Source organism: Neorhizobium sp. BT27B, from assembly GCF_050455485.1.
Classification (GTDB): Bacteria; Pseudomonadota; Alphaproteobacteria; order Rhizobiales; family Rhizobiaceae; genus Neorhizobium.
The window spans coordinates 12,236-30,621 of the sequence record NZ_JBCIYT010000001.1 but is presented as its reverse complement, the minus strand read 5'-3'; the positions used below and the strand labels follow the sequence as shown (position 1 = coordinate 30,621).

16 protein-coding genes are annotated in these 18,386 nt (G+C 60.5%); 10 read left to right on the top strand and 6 right to left on the bottom strand.

Annotated features, from left to right (window positions below; all coding sequences use genetic code 11):
* Positions 1 to 68: 68 nt before the first annotated feature.
* The 5 genes from AAIH70_RS00130 to AAIH70_RS00110 all read left to right on the top strand — a co-directional run bounded on the left by AAIH70_RS00130 (position 69) and on the right by AAIH70_RS00110 (position 6,096).
* A complete protein-coding gene (locus AAIH70_RS00130) occupies positions 69 to 2,354 on the top strand; it encodes a sensor histidine kinase NtrY-like (protein ID WP_132273522.1) in 2,286 nt (761 codons plus the stop codon).
* On the top strand, positions 2,344 to 3,708 hold the full coding sequence (locus AAIH70_RS00125; protein WP_132273523.1) for a sigma-54-dependent transcriptional regulator: 1,365 nt from the start codon (positions 2,344 to 2,346) through the stop codon (positions 3,706 to 3,708). Before AAIH70_RS00130 ends, AAIH70_RS00125 begins: the two co-directional genes overlap by 11 nt.
* A 293-nt stretch (positions 3,709 to 4,001) precedes the next feature.
* On the top strand, positions 4,002 to 4,244 hold the full coding sequence (gene hfq, locus AAIH70_RS00120; protein ID WP_007757453.1) for an RNA chaperone Hfq: 243 nt from the start codon (positions 4,002 to 4,004) through the stop codon (positions 4,242 to 4,244).
* A gap of 77 nt (positions 4,245 to 4,321) precedes the next feature.
* Positions 4,322 to 5,662: a GTPase HflX gene (gene hflX / locus AAIH70_RS00115; RefSeq protein WP_430032677.1), complete on the top strand. Its 1,341-nt coding sequence runs from the start codon at positions 4,322 to 4,324 to the stop codon at positions 5,660 to 5,662.
* 98 nt (positions 5,663 to 5,760) lie between these two features.
* Positions 5,761 to 6,096: a hypothetical protein gene (locus AAIH70_RS00110; RefSeq protein ID WP_132273525.1), complete on the top strand. Its 336-nt coding sequence runs from the start codon at positions 5,761 to 5,763 to the stop codon at positions 6,094 to 6,096.
* On the opposite strand, the gene AAIH70_RS00105 is transcribed toward AAIH70_RS00110, so the two are convergent.
* The 3 genes from AAIH70_RS00105 to AAIH70_RS00095 are packed head-to-tail and all read right to left on the bottom strand — an operon-like array spanning position 6,081 to position 8,751.
* Complete coding sequence (locus AAIH70_RS00105) at positions 6,081 to 7,271, bottom strand: FAD-dependent oxidoreductase (protein ID WP_132273526.1); 1,191 nt, start codon at positions 7,269 to 7,271, stop codon at positions 6,081 to 6,083. The two genes, AAIH70_RS00110 and AAIH70_RS00105, sit on opposite strands and share 16 nt — an antisense overlap.
* Positions 7,272 to 7,304: 33 nt before the next feature.
* On the bottom strand, positions 7,305 to 8,138 hold the full coding sequence (gene mazG, locus AAIH70_RS00100; RefSeq protein ID WP_132273527.1) for a nucleoside triphosphate pyrophosphohydrolase: 834 nt from the start codon (positions 8,136 to 8,138) through the stop codon (positions 7,305 to 7,307).
* Positions 8,139 to 8,163: 25 nt separating this feature from the next.
* A complete protein-coding gene (locus tag AAIH70_RS00095) occupies positions 8,164 to 8,751 on the bottom strand; it encodes a nucleoside deaminase (RefSeq protein WP_132273528.1) in 588 nt (195 codons plus the stop codon).
* A gap of 351 nt (positions 8,752 to 9,102) precedes the next feature.
* On the opposite strand from AAIH70_RS00095, the gene cysG reads away from it, so the two are divergent.
* The 5 genes from cysG (at position 9,103) to AAIH70_RS00070 (ending at position 14,026) form a co-directional block, all read left to right on the top strand.
* The gene (gene cysG, locus AAIH70_RS00090) at positions 9,103 to 10,545 is read left to right on the top strand and encodes a siroheme synthase CysG (protein WP_132273529.1); all 1,443 of its coding nucleotides are present in this window, start codon (positions 9,103 to 9,105) and stop codon (positions 10,543 to 10,545) included.
* Complete coding sequence (locus tag AAIH70_RS00085; RefSeq protein ID WP_132273530.1) at positions 10,542 to 10,856, top strand: DUF2849 domain-containing protein; 315 nt, start codon at positions 10,542 to 10,544, stop codon at positions 10,854 to 10,856. The genes cysG and AAIH70_RS00085 overlap by 4 nt, the downstream gene beginning before the upstream one ends.
* Positions 10,857 to 10,874: 18 nt before the next feature.
* The gene (locus AAIH70_RS00080; protein WP_132273531.1) at positions 10,875 to 12,548 is read left to right on the top strand and encodes a nitrite/sulfite reductase; all 1,674 of its coding nucleotides are present in this window, start codon (positions 10,875 to 10,877) and stop codon (positions 12,546 to 12,548) included.
* 3 nt (positions 12,549 to 12,551) lie between these two features.
* Complete coding sequence (locus AAIH70_RS00075; RefSeq protein ID WP_132273532.1) at positions 12,552 to 13,079, top strand: DUF934 domain-containing protein; 528 nt, start codon at positions 12,552 to 12,554, stop codon at positions 13,077 to 13,079.
* A 134-nt stretch (positions 13,080 to 13,213) separates the two neighbouring features.
* Positions 13,214 to 14,026, top strand: a complete 813-nt coding sequence (locus tag AAIH70_RS00070) for a ferredoxin--NADP reductase (RefSeq protein WP_132273533.1) — start codon at positions 13,214 to 13,216, stop codon at positions 14,024 to 14,026.
* Between the two features lie 158 nt (positions 14,027 to 14,184).
* Here the strand turns inward: AAIH70_RS00070 and AAIH70_RS00065 are convergent, their stop codons facing one another.
* The 3 genes from AAIH70_RS00065 to uvrB form a co-directional block, all read right to left on the bottom strand.
* Positions 14,185 to 14,400 carry a hypothetical protein gene (locus tag AAIH70_RS00065; RefSeq protein WP_430032669.1) on the bottom strand — a complete coding sequence of 72 codons (216 nt, stop codon included), beginning with the start codon at positions 14,398 to 14,400 and terminating at the stop codon, positions 14,185 to 14,187.
* Positions 14,401 to 14,565: 165 nt separating this feature from the next.
* Entirely contained in the window at positions 14,566 to 15,309 is a 744-nt protein-coding gene (locus AAIH70_RS00060) for an SGNH/GDSL hydrolase family protein (protein WP_132273535.1), read from the bottom strand.
* Positions 15,310 to 15,420: 111 nt separating this feature from the next.
* Positions 15,421 to 18,369 carry an excinuclease ABC subunit UvrB gene (gene uvrB / locus AAIH70_RS00055; RefSeq protein ID WP_132273536.1) on the bottom strand — a complete coding sequence of 983 codons (2,949 nt, stop codon included), beginning with the start codon at positions 18,367 to 18,369 and terminating at the stop codon, positions 15,421 to 15,423.
* Between the last annotated feature and the right edge of the window lie 17 nt (positions 18,370 to 18,386).

Genomic DNA, 18,386 nt, shown 5'->3' with positions numbered 1-18,386 from the left:
TGTTCCCCAGAGTGCCGAGTTTCTCATTGTCTCATTGATTCCGCACCAGGCGGCGTCGGGAGTGGCTTATGACAGATGGCGTCCTGACGCCTTCGACCGACGAGGATTCACCGGCTCTGGTTCAGGACCGGCGGGCTACCTTTGCCTTGCCCGGACTTCTGCTGGCCGTCGGGGCGCTTATTTGCGCGATCGTCAGCCTGCTCGTCCTTCTGGGGGCGACGCCGATCGCGCCGACCACCAATGTGGTCATCGCGTCGGCGGGCGTGAATTCGGTTTTCGTTCTCGGTCTGATTTACCTCATCGCCCGCGAAGTGTTTCGTCTGGTCAAGGCCCGCAACCGTGGACGCGCCGCAGCCCGGCTGCATGTGCGCATCGTCGTGCTGTTTTCGATCGTTGCCATCACGCCGGCAGTTCTCGTCGCAATCTTTGCCAGTCTGACATTGAATGTCGGCCTCGACCGCTGGTTTTCGCTGCGCACGCAATCGATCGTGCAGTCGTCTCTTGATGTCGCCAAGGCCTATATGCTGGAAAATGCCAGCTACCTTCAGGGCCAGACTGTATCGATGGCCAACGACCTCGAGCGCAATCGCCCGATGTTCTACCTCGACCGCACCGGCTTCGTTGATCTGATGACACGCCAGGCCAAAGGCCGTGGCCTGCTCGGCGCGTTTCTTGTGCGTGACGACGGTGATGCCATCGCGCAAGCCGAAATCAAGACAGACCGGCCGCTGCCGGCCATTCCTTCGGATGCGCTGGCCACCGCCGCGGCAGGCCAGCCGACTCTGATCCCGCCGGGCGTGACCAATCTCGTCGGTGCCGTCATCAAGTTCGATGCCATTCCCGGCTCCTTCCTCTACACCGTTCGTGCGGTTGATCCGAAGGTGATGTCGGCGATGCGGCTGATGGAGGAAAACCGCGACGAATATCAGTCGATGGAGGCCGGGCGTACGTCTCTGCAGGTCGCCTTTGCCGTTCTCTACATCGGTTTTGCGTTGATCGTGCTGCTTGCCGCCATCTGGACGGCCATTGCTGTCGCCGACCGCATCGTCAGGCCCATCCGGCTTCTCATCAGTGCGGCCGACAGCGTCGGTGCGGGCAATCTCAACGTTGTCGTGCCGGTTCGTGCGGCTGATGGCGATGTCGGCAGCCTGTCGCGCACCTTCAATAAGATGATTTCGGAAATCCGCAGCCAGCGAGACGAAATCCTTGAAGCCAAGGATGAGGTTGATGACCGTCGTCGCTTTATCGAGGCGGTGTTGTCCGGTGTTTCGGCCGCCGTCATCGGCGTCGAGGACGACCACCAGGTCACCATCGTCAACCCGACTGCAGAGCATTTTCTCGGTGTGAATGCCGATCAGCTGATCGGCCAGCGGCTCGAAGACGTGGCGCCCGAGATCGATCAGGTTCTGAAAGAAGCTACGTTCCGCGCCCGCAATGATTTTCGCAAGCAGATCAATCTGATGCGTGGCGGCAAGGAGCGAACCCTGTCGGTACAGGTGACGCGCGAGGAGCAGCGGTCCAGCCGTGAATCCTACGTGATAACGCTGGATGACATTACCGATCTCGTCATCGCCCAGCGATCCACCGCATGGGCGGACGTGGCGCGCCGCATTGCCCATGAAATCAAGAACCCGCTGACGCCAATCCAGCTTTCCGCCGAGCGTCTGAAGCGCCGTTACGGCAAGCAAATCAACGAGGATGACCGCGCGGTCTTTGACCAGTGCACCGATACGATCGTGCGACAGGTGGGGGATATCGGCCGCATGGTCGATGAGTTTTCTTCCTTTGCCCGCATGCCGAAGCCGGCCAAGGAACAGGCCGACCTGCGCGATATTCTGCGCGACGCGGTTTTCCTTCGGGAAATGGGCGCGAGCCATGTGGATTTCGGGCGCGAACTCGGCGATGCGCCGCTGATCGGCATGTTCGATGCGCGCATGCTCGGACAGGCTTTCGGCAACCTCGTCAAGAATGCCGTCGAGGCGATCGAGGCGGTGCCGGGTGATCAGGAGCGCGAGGGCCGCAAGGTCTGGGTGCGGGCTGCCTATGACGAAGCGCGCGACCTGTTCTGCGCCGACATCATCGACAATGGCAGCGGCCTGCCGGCGGAAAACCGCCACCGTATATTGGAACCATACATGACGATGCGCGAGAAGGGCACCGGCCTGGGTCTCGCGATCGTCAAGAAGATCATTGAGGAACATGGCGGTCAGCTTGAACTGCATGATGCACCCGTCGAATTCGATCATGGCCGCGGCGCCATGATCAGGGTGCTGTTGCCGCGCATCGAAGCGGCAGGTTTGCAGGGCGCTGACGCCGAAGAAGATAAGAACAAGGAAGCAGCTTATGGCGTCTGATATTCTGGTCGTGGATGACGAGGCGGATATCCGCGATATCGTTTCCGGCATCCTGTCCGACGAAGGGCACGAAACTCGCACGGCGCACGATGCCGATAGCGCGCTCGCCGCCATCTCGGATCGCGTGCCGCGTCTGGTTTTCCTCGATATCTGGATGCAGGGGTCTCGGCTTGACGGTCTGGCCTTGCTCGACGAGATCAAGACACGCCACCCGGATCTGCCGGTGGTGATGATTTCCGGTCACGGTAATGTCGAGACGGCGGTTTCCGCCATCAAGCGCGGCGCTTTCGACTTCATCGAAAAACCTTTCAAGGCGGATCGTCTGATCCTGATTGCCGAGCGCGCTTTGGAAAACTCCAAGCTCAAGCGCGAAGTCACCGAGCTCAAGAAACGCACCGGTGACGCGCTGGAACTGGTGGGCACGTCCGTCGCAGTCTCGCAACTTCGCCAGACAATCGACAAGGTGGCGCCGACCAACAGCCGCATCATGATCCTCGGCCCGTCCGGTTCCGGCAAGGAACTGGTGGCTCGCATGATCCACAAGAAGTCGGCGCGTGGAGCTGGTCCGTTTGTTGCGCTGAATGCTGCAACGATTACGCCAGATCGAATGGAAGTGGCGCTGTTCGGCACCGAAGGCACACCCGGCCAGCCGCGCAAGATCGGCGCGCTGGAAGAGGCGCATCGCGGTATTCTCTACCTCGACGAAGTTGGTGAGATGCCGCGCGAGACGCAGAACAAGATTCTTCGTGTGCTGGTCGAACAGCAGTTCGAGCGCGTTGGCGGCTCCAAGCGCGTCAAGGTCGATGTCCGCATCATCTCGTCGACGGCCTACAATCTCGAAAGCCTGATCGCCGAGGGTATTTTCCGCGAAGACCTTTATCATCGCCTTGCTGTCGTGCCGGTCAAGGTGCCGGCGCTTGCCGAACGCCGCGAAGACATCCCGTTCCTCGTCGATAATTTCATGCGGCAGGTGTCCGAGCAGGCCGGTATCCGCAATCGCCGTATCGGTGACGACGCCATGGCGGTGCTGCAAGCCAATGACTGGCCGGGCAATAACCGCCAGCTTCGCAACAATATCGAACGCCTGATGATCCTGGCGCGTGGTGATGGTCCGGACTCACCGATCACGGCCGATATGTTGCCGCAGGATCTGGGGGACATGCTGCCCAAGGTCGCCGGCAGCGGTGATCACCACATCATGACCTTGCCGCTGCGTGAGGCGCGTGAAATGTTCGAGCGTGATTATCTGATCGCGCAGATCAACCGTTTCGGCGGCAATATTTCCCGCACGGCGGAGTTCGTCGGCATGGAACGCTCGGCTCTGCACCGCAAGTTGAAATCCCTGGGCGTTTGAGCCCCTTGGATTTCAAGGGGCAGTCGGCTTCTGCGACCGCAAAGCCGATCGCATACGTTGTTTTGCCGATTGCGGAGCGCATCCCGATTTGCTAACCAATGCCGGGGGACAGGGAGTTGCAAACTTGCATCTCTTCGCTCGCTTTGCGCATCTCTTCCCGGACCTGACTCGATCTGGTTTGGGAATCATGCGCAAATGAGCGGTCGCGACCGATTCCGGATGGGGAAGGGTTGCGCCTCAGGGTATAAACATAATTCCGGCGACAGGCCGGCAAGAAAGAAAGAAGCGGCGCCATGGCGGAACGTTCTCAGAATTTGCAGGATCTTTTCCTCAATACAGTTCGCAAGCAGAAGATCTCGCTTACGATTTTCCTCATCAACGGCGTCAAGCTGACAGGTGTCGTCACCTCGTTCGACAACTTCTGTGTTTTGCTGCGCCGTGACGGACACTCCCAGCTCGTGTATAAGCACGCGATCTCGACCATCATGCCGGGCCAGCCGATGCAGATGTTCGAGACCGAAGAAAACGCGGCCTGATAGGACATTTCGAAATAGCAACGCGCGATACCTCGAATGAATCCCTCGTCCCGGAAGCTGAAAAGCACCGGGATGACATGCGCGCTCTCGTGCTGGTGCCGGTTCTCAAGCAGAACCGGACCCGCGGAGCCCAAACGGATGCGCCGCTTGTCGCGGCACCTCAGCGTTCCAATGAAGCCAGGCTGGAAGAGGCGATCGGGCTTGCCCGCGCCATCGACCTTGTCATCGCACAGGGCCTGATCGTTGGGGTCAATCAGCCGCGTCCGGCGACCCTGATCGGCACCGGCAAGATGGAAGAGATCAAGGCGCTGCTCGACGAGCATGATGCCGGTCTGGTGATCGTCGATCATCCGCTGACGCCTGTGCAGCAGCGCAATCTCGAAAAGGAATGGGGCGCCAAGGTCATCGACCGTACCGGCCTCATCCTCGAAATTTTTGGCCGCCGCGCCTCCACGAAGGAAGGCACGCTGCAGGTCGATCTTGCACATCTGAACTACCAGAAGGGCCGACTGGTTCGCAGCTGGACCCACCTGGAACGCCAGCGCGGTGGCGCGGGCTTCATGGGTGGTCCGGGTGAAACCCAGATCGAGGCCGACCGGCGGCAGTTGCAGGACAAGATCATCAAGCTGGAGCGCGAGCTCGAGCAGGTGGTGCGGACCCGTCAGCTTCACCGTGCCAAGCGCCGCAAGGTGCCGCATCCGATCGTGGCGATGGTGGGTTACACCAACGCCGGCAAATCGACGCTGTTCAACCGCATCACCGGTGCGGGTGTTCTGGCCGAAGACATGCTGTTTGCAACGCTCGACCCGACGCTGCGCCGCATGAAGCTGCCGCATGGCCGCACGGTCATTCTCTCCGATACTGTCGGCTTCATTTCCGACCTGCCGACGCATCTGGTCGCTGCCTTCCGTGCAACGCTGGAAGAGGTGCTGGAAGCGGATCTCATCCTGCATGTGCGTGACATGTCCGACCCGGACAATGCCGCCCAATCGGGTGATGTTCTTCGCATCCTTGCCGATCTGGGGATCGGCGAGAAGGAAGGTGCCGAACGCATCATCGAGGTATGGAACAAGATTGATCGTCTTGAGCCGGAAACGCATGACGCATTGGCGGATCGGGCTGCGGGCCGCGACAACATCATGGCGCTGTCCGCTGTCACCGGCGAGGGCGTCGATCCGCTGATGGACGAGATCTCGCGCCGTCTTTCCGGCGTGCTGACCGAAACCGCCGTGACCATTCCGCCGGAAAAGCTGGCGCTGGTGTCGTGGGTCTATGCCAATGCCATCGTCGATGACCGCAAGGACAACGAGGACGGTTCCGTGACGCTGGAAGTGCGCATGTCGGAAGCGCAGGCGGCGGAACTGGACCGCAAGCTAGGCAATGGCACCAGGCCGGACAAGGAAGATTGGGAACGCTGACCTTACGGCATACCGTAACGTCAAGAGATCAACATGCCCGCGTCACAGGCTGACGCGGGCATTTCTACGTTAAGCGGCGGCTGTTTTCGAGGAATGTGATGAACGATCTCAAGATCCGTCTGATGGGCGTATTGCTGCTGGCCATCGGCATCGTTCTTGGCTGGCATGGGGTGCTGCGGCCGATGGAAAAAGCGTGGGCGGGCGTGGCGGAGGTCAATTACCAGCCGAATGTCTTTTTGCTCGTTCCGGCCTCACTGATATTTGGAATCGGTTTCGCGCTTTATGGTAAGCGCCTCAATTATCGCAATGCTGACAGGCAGACGCTGACGGCCCTGGGATGGCTGATGTTCGCGGTCGTGGCAGTGCTGACCGCCGGCGGCTACTGGTATTTCAAGCAGCAGCTCGCAGCGGTCGGTTATCAGTCGACGCGCTGATCGAAGCCGATCCTCTTCACCGGATCGAGAAATTCTCCCGTGACAAGCCGGCTGATCAACTGGCGCATCAGCGGTAGCTGCGTTGTCGGGGCAATGGCGATGTCGCGGATGACCGGCAGAATTTTGCTGTCGGACTGATAGAAGGGCGTCATCACCAAGCTCAGTGTCTGGTAGAGCCAGATGTGCAGGCGGCGTTGCCTGAGATGCAGGTCGAGCGCATCCTCGATCGTTGCGGATCGCTCCAGCGCCGTTATCAGGGAGGCGGCGTCGAGCAGGGCCATGTTGGCACCCTGGCCAAGCTGCGGGCTTGTCGCATGCCATGCGTCGCCGATGCGCAGCAGGCGACGGCCGGCGATCGGCTTGCGGGTATGATGACGGTAGCGCGCATGCACCGGTTCGGCGATCTCGGCAAAGGGCACCGTCTCCGGCCACATTTTTGCGACTTCGGCGATCCAGACATCGCGGCCGGAATTCCGCCAGGCGTCGATATCCTGATTTCGGAGGCTCCAGAAAAACGTCGCCATTTTTGACGCGCCGTCGCGGGCAGTGCCGACCGGCAGCACGCCGGCCATGCGGCTGGCGCGAAAATAACGCTGTTCCAGTTCATGCGGATGAAACGGACCATCTTCCGGCCACGGCACGGTTGCCCAGAGGGCGCCGTAACCGAGTTCCTTCGATGCGATGTGCCCAATCGGCGAATTGGCGCCCATGCCGTCGATGGCGAGATCCGCGGGCGGCGTTACGCGGCCGCCTTCCAGAACGATTGTCGGCCTTTCGCCACCGGTCATGTCCACGGCTTTCGACGAGGTCTCGAAAGTTACGCCGGCCGACACTGCCGCTTTGAGAAGAATATCGAACAGGGCGACGCGCTGGATGGCGATGCCGTGCCGCGCCTTGCCGTAGCCGATTTCCAGAACCGTCCTGTTCGATCCCGCAAGCTTGCCATGCATGCGGTTGATGACGGCGCCGCGTGCCGCCGCCTTGTCGAGCAGGCCCATATGCGACAGAACGGTTGCCCCGGTCGGCTGTAGCACGAAGCCGGAGCCGACCGGTTGCGGTGCGGCCATCTGGTCGTAGATGACGACCTTTGCGCCACGGCTGGCCAGCATGGCGGCAAGCGACAACCCGCCAATGCCCGCGCCGGCAATGGCGATCTCGAGTTTTTCAAATCGCATGCTGGTGGCCTGCCGTGATCATGTCGTCTTGGCTCACGTCAGTTCTCGCTCGATCGCCTTGGCCGCCTGCCAAAGCTCTTCCATCTTCTCCAGCGATGCCGCCTCGAGCGTCTCATTTCGTTTCTCAAGAGACGTTTCGATATGGTTGAATCGGCGACGAAACTTTGTGTTGGTGCCGCGCAGGGCATTTTCCGGATCGGCACCGACATGGCGGCCGATATTGACCAGAGCAAAGATCAGGTCGCCGAGTTCGTCGCTGACGGATTCCGGCTTGCCGGCCTTCATCGCCTCGCGCAATTCGCCGATTTCTTCCTCGATCTTGTCGAGGATCGGTTCCGCCTCGGACCAGTCGAAACCGACACGGGCCGCCTGTTCCTGCAGTTTCAGGGCTTCGGTCAGTGCGGGCTGGCTGCGCTGGACGCCGCCGAGATGGCCGGCCTTGAAGTCTTCCGTGATGCCACGCTTGGCACGTCGTTCGGCACGATCGCGCTTTTCCTGTTTCTTGATGGCGTCCCATTGCAGTTTTACGGCTTCCGGTGTGTCGGCATCGGAGCGGGCAAACACATGCGGGTGGCGGCGGATCATCTTTTGGGTAACTGCCTCGACGACGTCGCCGAAGCCGAACTCGCCGGCTTCTTCGGCGATACGCGAATGGAAGACCACCTGCAGCAGAAGGTCGCCGAGTTCATCGCAGAGATCGTCCATGTCCTTGCGCTCGATCGCGTCGGCCACCTCATAGGCTTCCTCGATCGTGTAGGGCTTGATCGTCTCATAGGTCTGGACGATGTCCCAGGGGCAACCCGTTTCGGGATTGCGCAGCGCCGCCATGATCTCGATCAGCCGCGAAATGTCCTGCGATGCTTCCATGCCAATAAATCCTTCGAACGTCGCTTCAGCGAAGCGGAATGCTGTTATCGGCCTTGGCCGATTGGTAAAGGCCGGACAGGCTGTCGTAGATCGACCTGATCAGCGTCGTCTGCTCCCTGAGCTGTTTGCGCAGTGGCTTGTCTTCGGTCTCGACCAGATCGCCGATATAGTAGGAATGCCAGAAGGCGTTGTTTCGCCGATAGCCGCCCGGCTCCAGTCCAAACACCTCCTTGAGGATCTTCAGATCATGCGGGATGGCGAAAGCGTCGCGCGAATCCTCGTGGCTGAAGAAATAGTAGAAATTGTCGAAACCGGCCCATGTGATCGCCGACATGCACATCGTGCAGGGTTCATGGGTGGAGAGAAAGATCAGTTCCTTCGGATCGAACTTTTCCTTCAATTCATGAAAACGTTTGAGTGCATGGATTTCGCCATGCCAGAGCGGGTTTTCCGTCTCGTTATTGGTTTCGGCGATGACTAGCGACAGGTCGGACTTGCGCAGGATGGCGGCGCCGAACACCTTGTTGCCGGCAGCAACGCCTTTTGCCGTTAGCGGCAGGATGTTATGCTCGATGACGTCGAGCAGGCGTGGTGCCAGTGTCTTTGCGGCCATGATCGAAGCTCCGGTTATTGCGCCGCACCTTAGAACATGTCTCGGGCAAGTGTGCAGCGGTTTTGCCCTTTGGATTTGCATAACAACAGGAAATCCCGTCGGCTCGCAATTTAAGCGGCAAAGCCTGATCAAATCGCAGGTTGCGGCATTGCGGCCAAAGGCTAGGCGCTTTAATCCGCAACTTTCAATTCTCGGCATCGCCGCCTGCAAAAATGGATGGCGGTTGCTTTTACTCAGCCTGAGCGGTTGCGGAGTAGGAAAATGTCGGCATTCTGGTTTCTGCGCACGCCCTTTTCTTCTAAGGAACGGCGAAATCGCGCTAAATTGCAATTCGCAATAGATGAGTTGGCAATGAGCAGTGAAAACGCACGCCTGAATGTTTTTCCCGCCTTCTTCCGGGTGTCCGGTAAGACTGTTGCGGTTTTCGGCAATGGTGACGAAGCCTTCGCCAAGGCACGTCTTCTGAGGAATACCGACGCCACGATCGTCGCTTACGCCGCCGAGCCGGAAGCCGAATATGCGGCTTTCCTGGCTGAGCAGCACATCGCCACCCGTCATCTCGATTTTTCGCCTGAGCTTCTCGATGGCACCACGCTGGTTTTTGCCGCGACCGGTGATGCCGCACTGGATCGCCGCATCGTGGCCGCCGCCCGCGAGCGCCGCATTCCGGCTAATGCCGTCGATCAGCCCGAAGTCTGCGATTTCTACACGCCGGCTCTCGTCAGCCGCGCGCCCGTTGCAATTGCGATCGGCACCGAAGGGGCAGGGCCGGTTCTCGCCCAGATGATCCGCGCCCGTATCGACCAGATGCTGTCGCCTTCGCTCGGCCGCCTTGCCACTCTTGCCGCCGACTATCGTGACGCCGCCGAAAAGCTGGTGCCGCGTGGCGTGGCGCGCCGCATTTTCTGGCGCCGGTTCTTTTCCGCAAGCGTTGCCGATGCGGTCGATGCCGGCGATATCGCCACTGCGCGCCGCACCGCCAATGCGCTTCTGTCCGCCGATAACAGTGTTTCCGGCCATGTCTGGCTGGTGGGTGCTGGTCCGGGTGCCGAAGACCTTTTGACGTTGCGCGCCCAGCGCGTGCTGATGGAAGCCGATGTGATCGTTTACGACGCCTTGGTGCCGCAGGCGATCGTCGATATGGGTCGCCGCGATGCCGAACGTATTTCAGTCGGCAAGCGCAAGAACGCGCATTCGAAGACGCAGGGCGAGATCAACGATCTGCTGGTCGAGCTCGGCAAGGCCGGCCAGCGTGTTGTGCGCCTGAAATCCGGTGATCCGCTGGTTTATGGTCGTGCGGCCGAAGAAATGGACGCGTTGCGCAAGGCCGGCATTTCCTATGAAATCGTGCCCGGCATCACCTCCGCCTTTGCCGCCGCTGCCGATTTCGATCTGCCGCTGACGCTGCGCGGTGTTGCTTCCTCGCTGATCTTCACGACCGGTCATGACCTGACCGGCGACACGCTGCCCGACTGGGCAAGCCTTGCGGTCAACGGTGCCACGGTTGCCGTCTATATGGGCCGCACGGTTGCCGCCTCCGTCACGGATCGTCTGATCGAAGCCGGTCTTTCGCCCGATACGCATGTGGCCGCGATCGAAAACGCCAGCCGCCGGGATCGCCGGCTGTTTCATGGCCGTCTCTCCGATCTGCCAGATCTGGAGCTGCGCGACGAACTGACAGGCCCTGTCATGGTGATCATCGGCGACGCCGTTGCCGGTGCGAATTTGCAAAAGTCCGAGCCGATGGCGGTGGGTATCGTCACGGCACGCGAAGGAATGGGATCAAAACAATGACTGACAAGGTTTTGACTGCCAACCGCCTGTCCGACGGCATTGCCGTCTGGCTGGACGCGACCGGCCAGTGGAACGAACGCCTGCAGGATGCGCTGGTGGCGCGCCATGCGGAAGCCGTCACTTCGCTGGAAGCCATCGGCAAGCGCGATTTTGTCGATAACCGGGTCGTCGATGTGGCCGTTGTCGATGTGCAGGAGATCAATGGCCAGCTCTGGCCGGTTCGTCTGCGCGAGCGCATCCGCGCCCAGGGGCCGACCATGCATTACGCTACCGGTTACGGCACCGCCGACCCGGCCTTCATCGCAGTCTGAGTTTGATCCGGGACCGTCATGTATCGTTACGATGAATTCGACCACGCTTTTGTTGCCGACCGCGTGGAGCAGTTTCGCGATCAGGTATCGCGCCGTCTGTCGGGTGAACTGGCCGAGGATGCGTTCAAGCCGCTGCGGCTGATGAACGGTGTTTATCTTCAGCTGCATGCCTATATGCTGCGCGTCGCCATTCCCTATGGCACGCTGAATGGCAAACAGATGCGCATGCTGGCGCATATCGCCCGTAAATATGACCGCGGTTACGGCCATTTCACCACCCGCCAGAACATCCAGTATAACTGGCCAAGGCTTTCGGACACACCGGACATTCTGGCCGAACTGGCAAGCGTGGAAATGCACGCGCTGCAGACGTCCGGCAACTGCATACGCAATGTCACCGCCGACCACTTTGCTGGTGCTGCTGCCGACGAAGTGGCCGACCCGCGCCCTTATGCGGAAATCCTGCGCCAGTGGTCGTCGGTTCACCCGGAATTTTCGTTTCTTCCGCGCAAATTCAAGATCGCCGTGACCGGTGCCGAGCGCGACCGTGCCGCCATTCAGGTCCACGATATCGGCCTGCATCTGAAAAAGAATGCGGCTGGCGAGATCGGCTTTGCCGTTTATGTCGGTGGCGGACAGGGTCGCACGCCGCTGATCGCCAAGAAGATCAAGGACTTTCTGCCCGAGGCCGATCTCCTGACCTACATCACCGCGATCATGCGCGTTTATAACCTGCATGGCCGCCGCGACAACAAGTACAAGGCACGTATCAAGATCCTCGTGCATGAGACGGGTGTCGAGGAACTGACGCGGCAGGTCGAGGAAGAGTTTTCGCATCTGGCCGGCACCGAGTTGACGCTGCCTGTCGCCGATATCGAAGCCATCAGCGCCTATTTTGCGCCGCCCGCCCTGCCGGCGCGTGCCGAAGGCTGGGCGCAACTGGCGGGCTGGAAAAAGGCCGATGCCGGGTTTGCCCGCTGGGTGGATCAGAACGTCTGTCCCCACAAACATCCCGATTACGGGATGGTGACGATTTCGCTGAAACCGATCGGCGGCATTCCGGGTGATGCCTCGGATGTGCAGATGGATGCGATTGCCGATTTGGCCGAAGAATTCGGCAATGACGAAATCCGCATCAGCCATGAGCAGAACGTCATCCTGCCACATGTGGCGCTGGCCGATCTGGAGCCGCTTTATCGCGCGCTGCTGGCGCAGGGGCTGGAGACCGCCAATGCCGGGCTGATCACCGATATCATTGCCTGTCCCGGCCTGGACTATTGCGCACTGGCGAATGCCCGCTCGATCCCGGTGGCGCAGGAGATTTCCACCCGTTTTGGCGCGCCGGAGCGGCAGGCGGAAATCGGTGAGCTGAAGATCAAGATTTCGGGCTGCATCAATGCCTGCGGTCACCACCATGTCGGCCATATCGGTCTGCTGGGGGTCGAAAAGAAGGGCGCGGAGCTCTACCAGATCACCCTGGGTGGCTCTGGCGACGAACACACGTCGATCGGCGAGATCATCGGCCGTGGTTTCGAACCGTCCAAGGTGACGGATGCGATCGAAAAGATCGTCGATACCTATCTCGGACTTCGGCTGTCCAGGGACGAGATCTTTCTGGATGCCTATCGGCGCGTCGGGCCGCAGCCTTTCAAGGATGCGCTCTATGGCGATGCCAAGGCGGAGGCGGCTTGAAGCATGGCGACCGAACAAAAGATCTGGCGCGAGAGTGGTTTTGTCGACAACGATCCCTGGGTGATCGAGACAGACGAGGTGAAGGCGGGCGAGGGCCAGAAGGTTCTGCTGCCGCTGGACGCTCTCATCGCCAGGGCAGAGGAGAGCAACGATGTCGGTCTTGGCGTTGTGCTTTACCCGGCGGACGATGTGACGAAGTTGGAGCCCTATCTGTCGCGGCTGGACGTCGTGGCGGTGAGCTTTCCGGCCTTCAATGATGGCCGGGCGTTTTCGCAAGGCACGCTGTTGCGAGATCGGCTGGGTTATGGCGGAGAAGTGCGCGCCGTCGGTGACGTGCTGATCGACCAGGTGCCGCTGATGCTGCGGGTGGGGATCGACACGTTTGCTGTGACCAATGCGACGGCCATCAAGCGGTTGTCGGAAGGACGCCTGCCGGGTATCAACGAACATTACCAGCCGGCGGTGAAGGCAGCGGAAGCGGGCCAGGGCTATAGCTGGCGCCGCCGTGCACTGGCTGCGCAGCAGGCGTGACAAGCTGACCGCTTTGAAACCTGAGGATTTTGGTATAATTCCGAAAACCATTGAGGGTCTCTCCGTGATATGAGGGACTGGAGGGCGGCGCCGATGCGCCGCGAAACGATGACGAACGAGACTGGACCGGCCTAATGAACGCTCCCGCCAAGCCTGAAGAATTCGCAGCAAAAATCCCGGACGGTGTGTTTGCCGAGACGGTTTTGTCCGTCGAGCATTACACCGACCACCTTTTTCGCTTCCGCATGACGCGGCCGGCCGGTTACCGTTTCCGCTCGGGCGAGTTTGCGATGATCGGGCTGATGGTGGGTGAAAAGCCGATCTACCGTGCCTATTCGATCGCCAGCCCCGCCTGGGACGAGGAACTCGAATTTTTCTCGATCAAGGTGCCGGATGGTCCGCTGACCTCGCATCTCCAGAAGATCAAGCCGGGCGATACCGTGCTGATGCGCAAGAAGCCGACCGGTACACTGGTTCTCGATGCGCTCACGCCCGGCAAGCGGCTCTACATGTTTTCGACCGGCACCGGCATCGCGCCGTTTGCCAGCCTGATCCGCGACCCGGAAACCTATGAAAAATTCGAGGAAGTCATCCTCACCCATACCTGCCGCGAAGTGGCGGAGCTGAAATATGGTTTTGACCTCGTGGACGAGATCAGGAACCACGAATTCCTGTCGGAAATCGTCGGCGACAAGCTGAAACTTTATTCGACCGTGACCCGCGAAGACTACCCGTTCCAGGGCCGCATCACCGACCTCATCGACAATGGCAAACTGTTTGCCGATCTCGGTGTGCCGGCGCTCGACCCGGCGGTGGATCGCGGCATGATCTGCGGCTCGGCGGCGATGCTGAAGGACACCAAGGAACGTCTGGAACGCGCCGGCCTGACCGAAGGCGCCAACAACAAGCCGAGCGAGTTTGTCATTGAGCGGGCGTTTGTGGGGTGACGAGCGGTCGGGCGAAAGCCCGAGCAATCGATCCAGTGAATCGATTGCAGCGAGGAACGCCCTGAGCGTTAGCGAAGGGCCGGGCGCGGCCACAAAAACAAGCATACACGAAAAAGCCGCCGGATATGTCCTGCGGCTTTTTTTGTTCTGTGATGGTGTCAGCGCGCCGGAACGGCGGCGGGCGCTGGCGGTGCGGAAAGTTTGGAGGCGACCAGCTCGACGCTGCCGCGCACATGCACGGTCACCGGCTTGCCGCCGGACCCGGCCACGGCCAGCGCGATGACGGAAACGTCTTCCTCGAATGTCGTGACATATAGGACCTGCGCCCGGTTCACGTAGATGGGCTGGTTATGGGTGTTTCTGAAGCCGATCATCGTGGCGGGACTCCTTGCAGGGTGGTGAAGGAGATATGGCATGAGGTTGGTTTATGGAGGGTGAATCTGCGGATGAGGAAGTGTCGGTTTTTGCGACCCATGCCCGTCTGTACGTTTCCAGCGGTCAAGATGAGCAGCAGGTGTTCTGGGCGCTGGTCGCGACTATCAGAACATGGAAATTGTCTCACCGGGAGGCGCAGGTGCTGTTTGCGTCTCGTATCGGGCGATCTCATCGCGCAGCGCGGTGGCGATGATCTGGTAACCGGCATCTTTCAGATGGATGCCGTCGGCGCTCAGTTCCGCACGTACGAGGCCATTGGTCGAGAGTGCGTCCGTCAGGTCGAGGTAGAAACAGCCGCTGCCGCAGGCCAGCCGCTGTTGCTCGCGCAGCAGCCGGATGTTGGCATTGATACTTGGTGTCGATGTGGGCGGGGGTGCCAGAAAAATGACGTGTTTCGCTCTCTTCTGCGCTTCAGCTAGAACGACACGGGTATTGGCGTCGCTTTCGGCAAGGCTCATATTGTCGATGTCGTTCGTGCCGATAGAAATGACGATGACCGAGGGCGCTATGTCATAACGGCCCAGCCGGTTGCGCAATTGCGACGACCGCTCGCCACCAATGCCGAGATTGGTGACATCGTTGCGATGCAGCAGTTTTGACCAGTCACCATATTGGACGTGGGAGTCGCCGATCAGTGTGATGTTATCGGAGATTCGGCTTTTGTAGATCGTATCGAGCGTGTCGTAAGAGGTGTTGACCGCTATATTATGACCAATAATATTTTGCTGAAGACGGACAGCGTATTGATAGGGAAAAATACGGGTTTGACCTACCATGATGCCGTAAAACACTGCAGAAAGACAAAGGAAGGCAAGGGCCAGTAGACGTAACACGATGTAGATCCCCATGACGAATTCATGGGAAGAAACTATACTGGAGTTTTTGCAGTGCAATAGCCATTTTCGGTCATGCGGTTTTTACCGTGGTCCAATGCCATCTTCCCAATGATCGGGGGAGGCCTACCGCCCCGGCCTCCCCGTCTTGCCCTTCGTCCGCCGCTTCTGTTGCTTGGCATCGCCCGCATCCTCATAACTTCCGGCACCGACCTTGCCGCGCACCAGCGGGCGAACATCGTCCTTGTCGGCGCGTTGCGGCTGGCCTTCCATCAGTGGCGAGAACCGTTTGCCGGGTTCGGTGACGGGTTTCTCAGGAAGTTTTCCGGTGGTCGGCTTTTCGGTGCGGCCGACGGTCATTTCGTCGAGGCTGTTGCGTCGGAAGAGGGAGTTGGCTTTCTCTTCATCCGTGGCTGTGGGTCCTCGGGTCAAGCCCGAGGATGACGACGGAGAGGTGGTGGGCGAGGATGACGAGCTTGCGTTTGCCGCGCCCTTGCCCTTCCGGCCGCCACCTTCCTGTGAACGTGCTTCGTCCCGCGCGATCGGGTCGTCCATGGTCGCCAGTTCGGCGGCCTTGAGGCGTTTGATTTCGTCGCGCAGGCGGGCGGCCTTTTCGAAGTCGAGATCCGCCGCAGCATCGCGCATAGATTTTTCCAGCGCGTTGAGATGGCTTTGCAGGTTGTTGCCGACCAGATGGCCGCCGTCTGCAAACCCCTTGCCGGATGCGCCGGAAATGTCGGCGCGGACGTGGTCGCGCTCATAGACCGAGTCGAGGATGTCGGAAATGCGGGCTTTCACCGATTCCGGGGTGATGCCGTGTTCGGTGTTGTAGGCGACCTGCTTTTCACGGCGGCGGGCGGTTTCGTCCATGGCGCGTTGCATCGAGCCGGTGATCTTGTCGGCATACAGGATGACCTTGCCGTCGACGTTACGCGCCGCACGTCCAATGGTCTGGATGAGGGACGTCTCCGAGCGCAAAAAACCTTCCTTGTCGGCGTCGAGGATGGCGACGAAACCGCATTCGGGAATGTCGAGGCCCTCGCGCAGCAGGTTGATGCCGACCAGCACGTCGAAGGCGCCGAGGCGCAGGTCGCGGATGATTTCGATGCGTTCCAGCGTGTCGATGTCCGAGTGCATGTAGCGCACGCGAACACCCTGTTCGTGCAGGTATTCGGTAAGGTCTTCGGCCATGCGCTTGGTGAGGACCGTGCAGAGGGTGCGGTAGCCTTTTTGCGCAGTTTCGCGGATTTCGCCGAGCACGTCGTCGACCTGGGAGCGGGCGGACCGCACCTCGACCGGCGGGTCGATCAGGCCGGTGGGGCGGATGACCTGTTCGGCAAACACGCCGCCGGACTGTTCCATTTCCCAATTGCCGGGCGTGGCCGACACGGCGACGGTGAGGGGGCGCATCGCGTCCCATTCCTCGAAGCGCAGCGGGCGGTTGTCCATGCAGGACGGGAGACGGAAACCGTATTCGGCCAGCGTCGCCTTGCGCCGAAAGTCGCCGCGATACATGCCGCCGATCTGGCTGACGGAGACGTGGCTTTCGTCGATGAACAGAAGGGCGTTGTCGGGGATGTATTCGAACAGGGTCGGTGGCGGTTCGCCGGGGCTGCGGCCGGTGAGATAGCGCGAATAGTTTTCGATGCCGGCGCAGGAGCCGGTGGCTTCGAGCATTTCGATATCGTAGCGGGTGCGCTGTTCGAGGCGCTGCGCTTCCAGCAGGCGGCCGCCCTTTTCCAGCTCGGCGAGGCGGATTTTCAGCTCGTCCTTGATGGATTTGATCGCGCCGTTGAGGGTGGGGCGCGGCGTCACGTAGTGCGAGTTGGCGTAGATTTTTACCGATTTCAGGTCGCCGGTCTTTTGGCCGGTGAGCGGGTCGAACTCGGTGATCGAGTCGATCTCGTCGCCGAACATCGAGATGCGCCATGCGGCATCTTCCAGGTGGGCGGGGAAGATTTCGATCGTGTCGCCGCGGACCCGGAACGAGCCGCGGATGAAATTGATGTCCTGGCGTTTGTATTGCTGGGCCACGAGGTCGGCGAGCAACTGGCGCTGGTCGAGCCGGTCGCCGACTTCCATCTGAAATGTCATGGCGGTGTAGGTTTCGACCGAGCCGATACCGTAGATGCAGGAGACCGAAGCGACGATGATGCAGTCGTCGCGCTCCAGCAGCGAGCGGGTGGCGGAATGGCGCATGCGGTCGATCTGTTCGTTGATCGAGGATTCCTTCTCGATGAACGTGTCGGAGCGCGGCACATAGGCTTCCGGCTGGTAATAGTCGTAATAGGAGACGAAATATTCGACCGCGTTGTCGGGGAAGAAATTCTTGAACTCGGAATAGAGCTGCGCGGCCAGCGTCTTGTTGGGGGCGAGGATGACGGCGGGGCGCTGGGTGGCCTCGATCACCTTGGCCATCGTGAACGTCTTGCCGGATCCGGTGACGCCGAGCAGGACCTGGCTGCGCTCGTTGTTGTTGATGCCCTCGACGAGATCGGCGATGGCGGTCGGCTGGTCGCCGGCGGGCTGGTATTCGGAATCCATGCGGATGTTGATGCCGCCCTCGGATTTTTCCGGCCGGGCAGGGCGGTGCGGCGTCCACAGTTTTCCGTCCTTGAAGAGCGGGTTGCCGCTTTCGATCAGTGCGGAGAGGGCCTCGACCGTGGCGGTGACGGCACCGGTGGCGAGATGTTCCGCCTCCTCCAGCGATACATCCATGCCGGCGACCGGATTGAGGCCGGCGGCGGCGCGGGTCTTTGGGTCGTTGGAGGCGCCGATCGAGACGCCGCGCGACGTCTTGCTGGCCGTCGTGTTCTTGGCAGTCTTGGGCTTTTCCTTCGCGGCGGCCTTGATGGCTTCCTCGCGGGCGGCGATCTCGATCTTCTTGCGGTGTTTGCCTGCCTTGGAGGCGATCTCGCGCTGCGTCTCGATGCCCGACAGTTCCGCCTCGGATTCGAGCTGCCTCACCCAGTCGGAAACGCTGCCTTCCAGCGGCGCGCCTTCGAACGATGACTGGGGAGCTTCCTCAAAACCGCTGGGTTTGGAGGGCAAGGGTTTTTTCGGAGATCTGGCCATGCCGCGAATATGGAGTG

Bases quoted from the DNA above. Each gene is read 5' to 3' on its own strand.
- AAIH70_RS00130 (WP_132273522.1), top strand. From the start codon at position 69: ATGACAGATGGCGTCCTGACGCCTTCGACCGACGAGGATTCACCGGCT.
- AAIH70_RS00125 (WP_132273523.1), top strand. From the start codon at position 2,344: ATGGCGTCTGATATTCTGGTCGTGGATGACGAGGCGGATATCCGCGAT.
- hfq (WP_007757453.1), top strand. From the start codon at position 4,002: ATGGCGGAACGTTCTCAGAATTTGCAGGATCTTTTCCTCAATACAGTT.
- hflX (WP_430032677.1), top strand. From the start codon at position 4,322: ATGCGCGCTCTCGTGCTGGTGCCGGTTCTCAAGCAGAACCGGACCCGC.
- AAIH70_RS00110 (WP_132273525.1), top strand. From the start codon at position 5,761: ATGAACGATCTCAAGATCCGTCTGATGGGCGTATTGCTGCTGGCCATC.
- AAIH70_RS00105 (WP_132273526.1), bottom strand. From the start codon at position 7,271: ATGCGATTTGAAAAACTCGAGATCGCCATTGCCGGCGCGGGCATTGGC.
- mazG (WP_132273527.1), bottom strand. From the start codon at position 8,138: ATGGAAGCATCGCAGGACATTTCGCGGCTGATCGAGATCATGGCGGCG.
- AAIH70_RS00095 (WP_132273528.1), bottom strand. From the start codon at position 8,751: ATGGCCGCAAAGACACTGGCACCACGCCTGCTCGACGTCATCGAGCAT.
- cysG (WP_132273529.1), top strand. From the start codon at position 9,103: ATGAGCAGTGAAAACGCACGCCTGAATGTTTTTCCCGCCTTCTTCCGG.
- AAIH70_RS00085 (WP_132273530.1), top strand. From the start codon at position 10,542: ATGACTGACAAGGTTTTGACTGCCAACCGCCTGTCCGACGGCATTGCC.
- AAIH70_RS00080 (WP_132273531.1), top strand. From the start codon at position 10,875: ATGTATCGTTACGATGAATTCGACCACGCTTTTGTTGCCGACCGCGTG.
- AAIH70_RS00075 (WP_132273532.1), top strand. From the start codon at position 12,552: ATGGCGACCGAACAAAAGATCTGGCGCGAGAGTGGTTTTGTCGACAAC.
- AAIH70_RS00070 (WP_132273533.1), top strand. From the start codon at position 13,214: ATGAACGCTCCCGCCAAGCCTGAAGAATTCGCAGCAAAAATCCCGGAC.
- AAIH70_RS00065 (WP_430032669.1), bottom strand. From the start codon at position 14,400: ATGATCGGCTTCAGAAACACCCATAACCAGCCCATCTACGTGAACCGG.
- AAIH70_RS00060 (WP_132273535.1), bottom strand. From the start codon at position 15,309: ATGGGGATCTACATCGTGTTACGTCTACTGGCCCTTGCCTTCCTTTGT.
- uvrB (WP_132273536.1), bottom strand. From the start codon at position 18,369: ATGGCCAGATCTCCGAAAAAACCCTTGCCCTCCAAACCCAGCGGTTTT.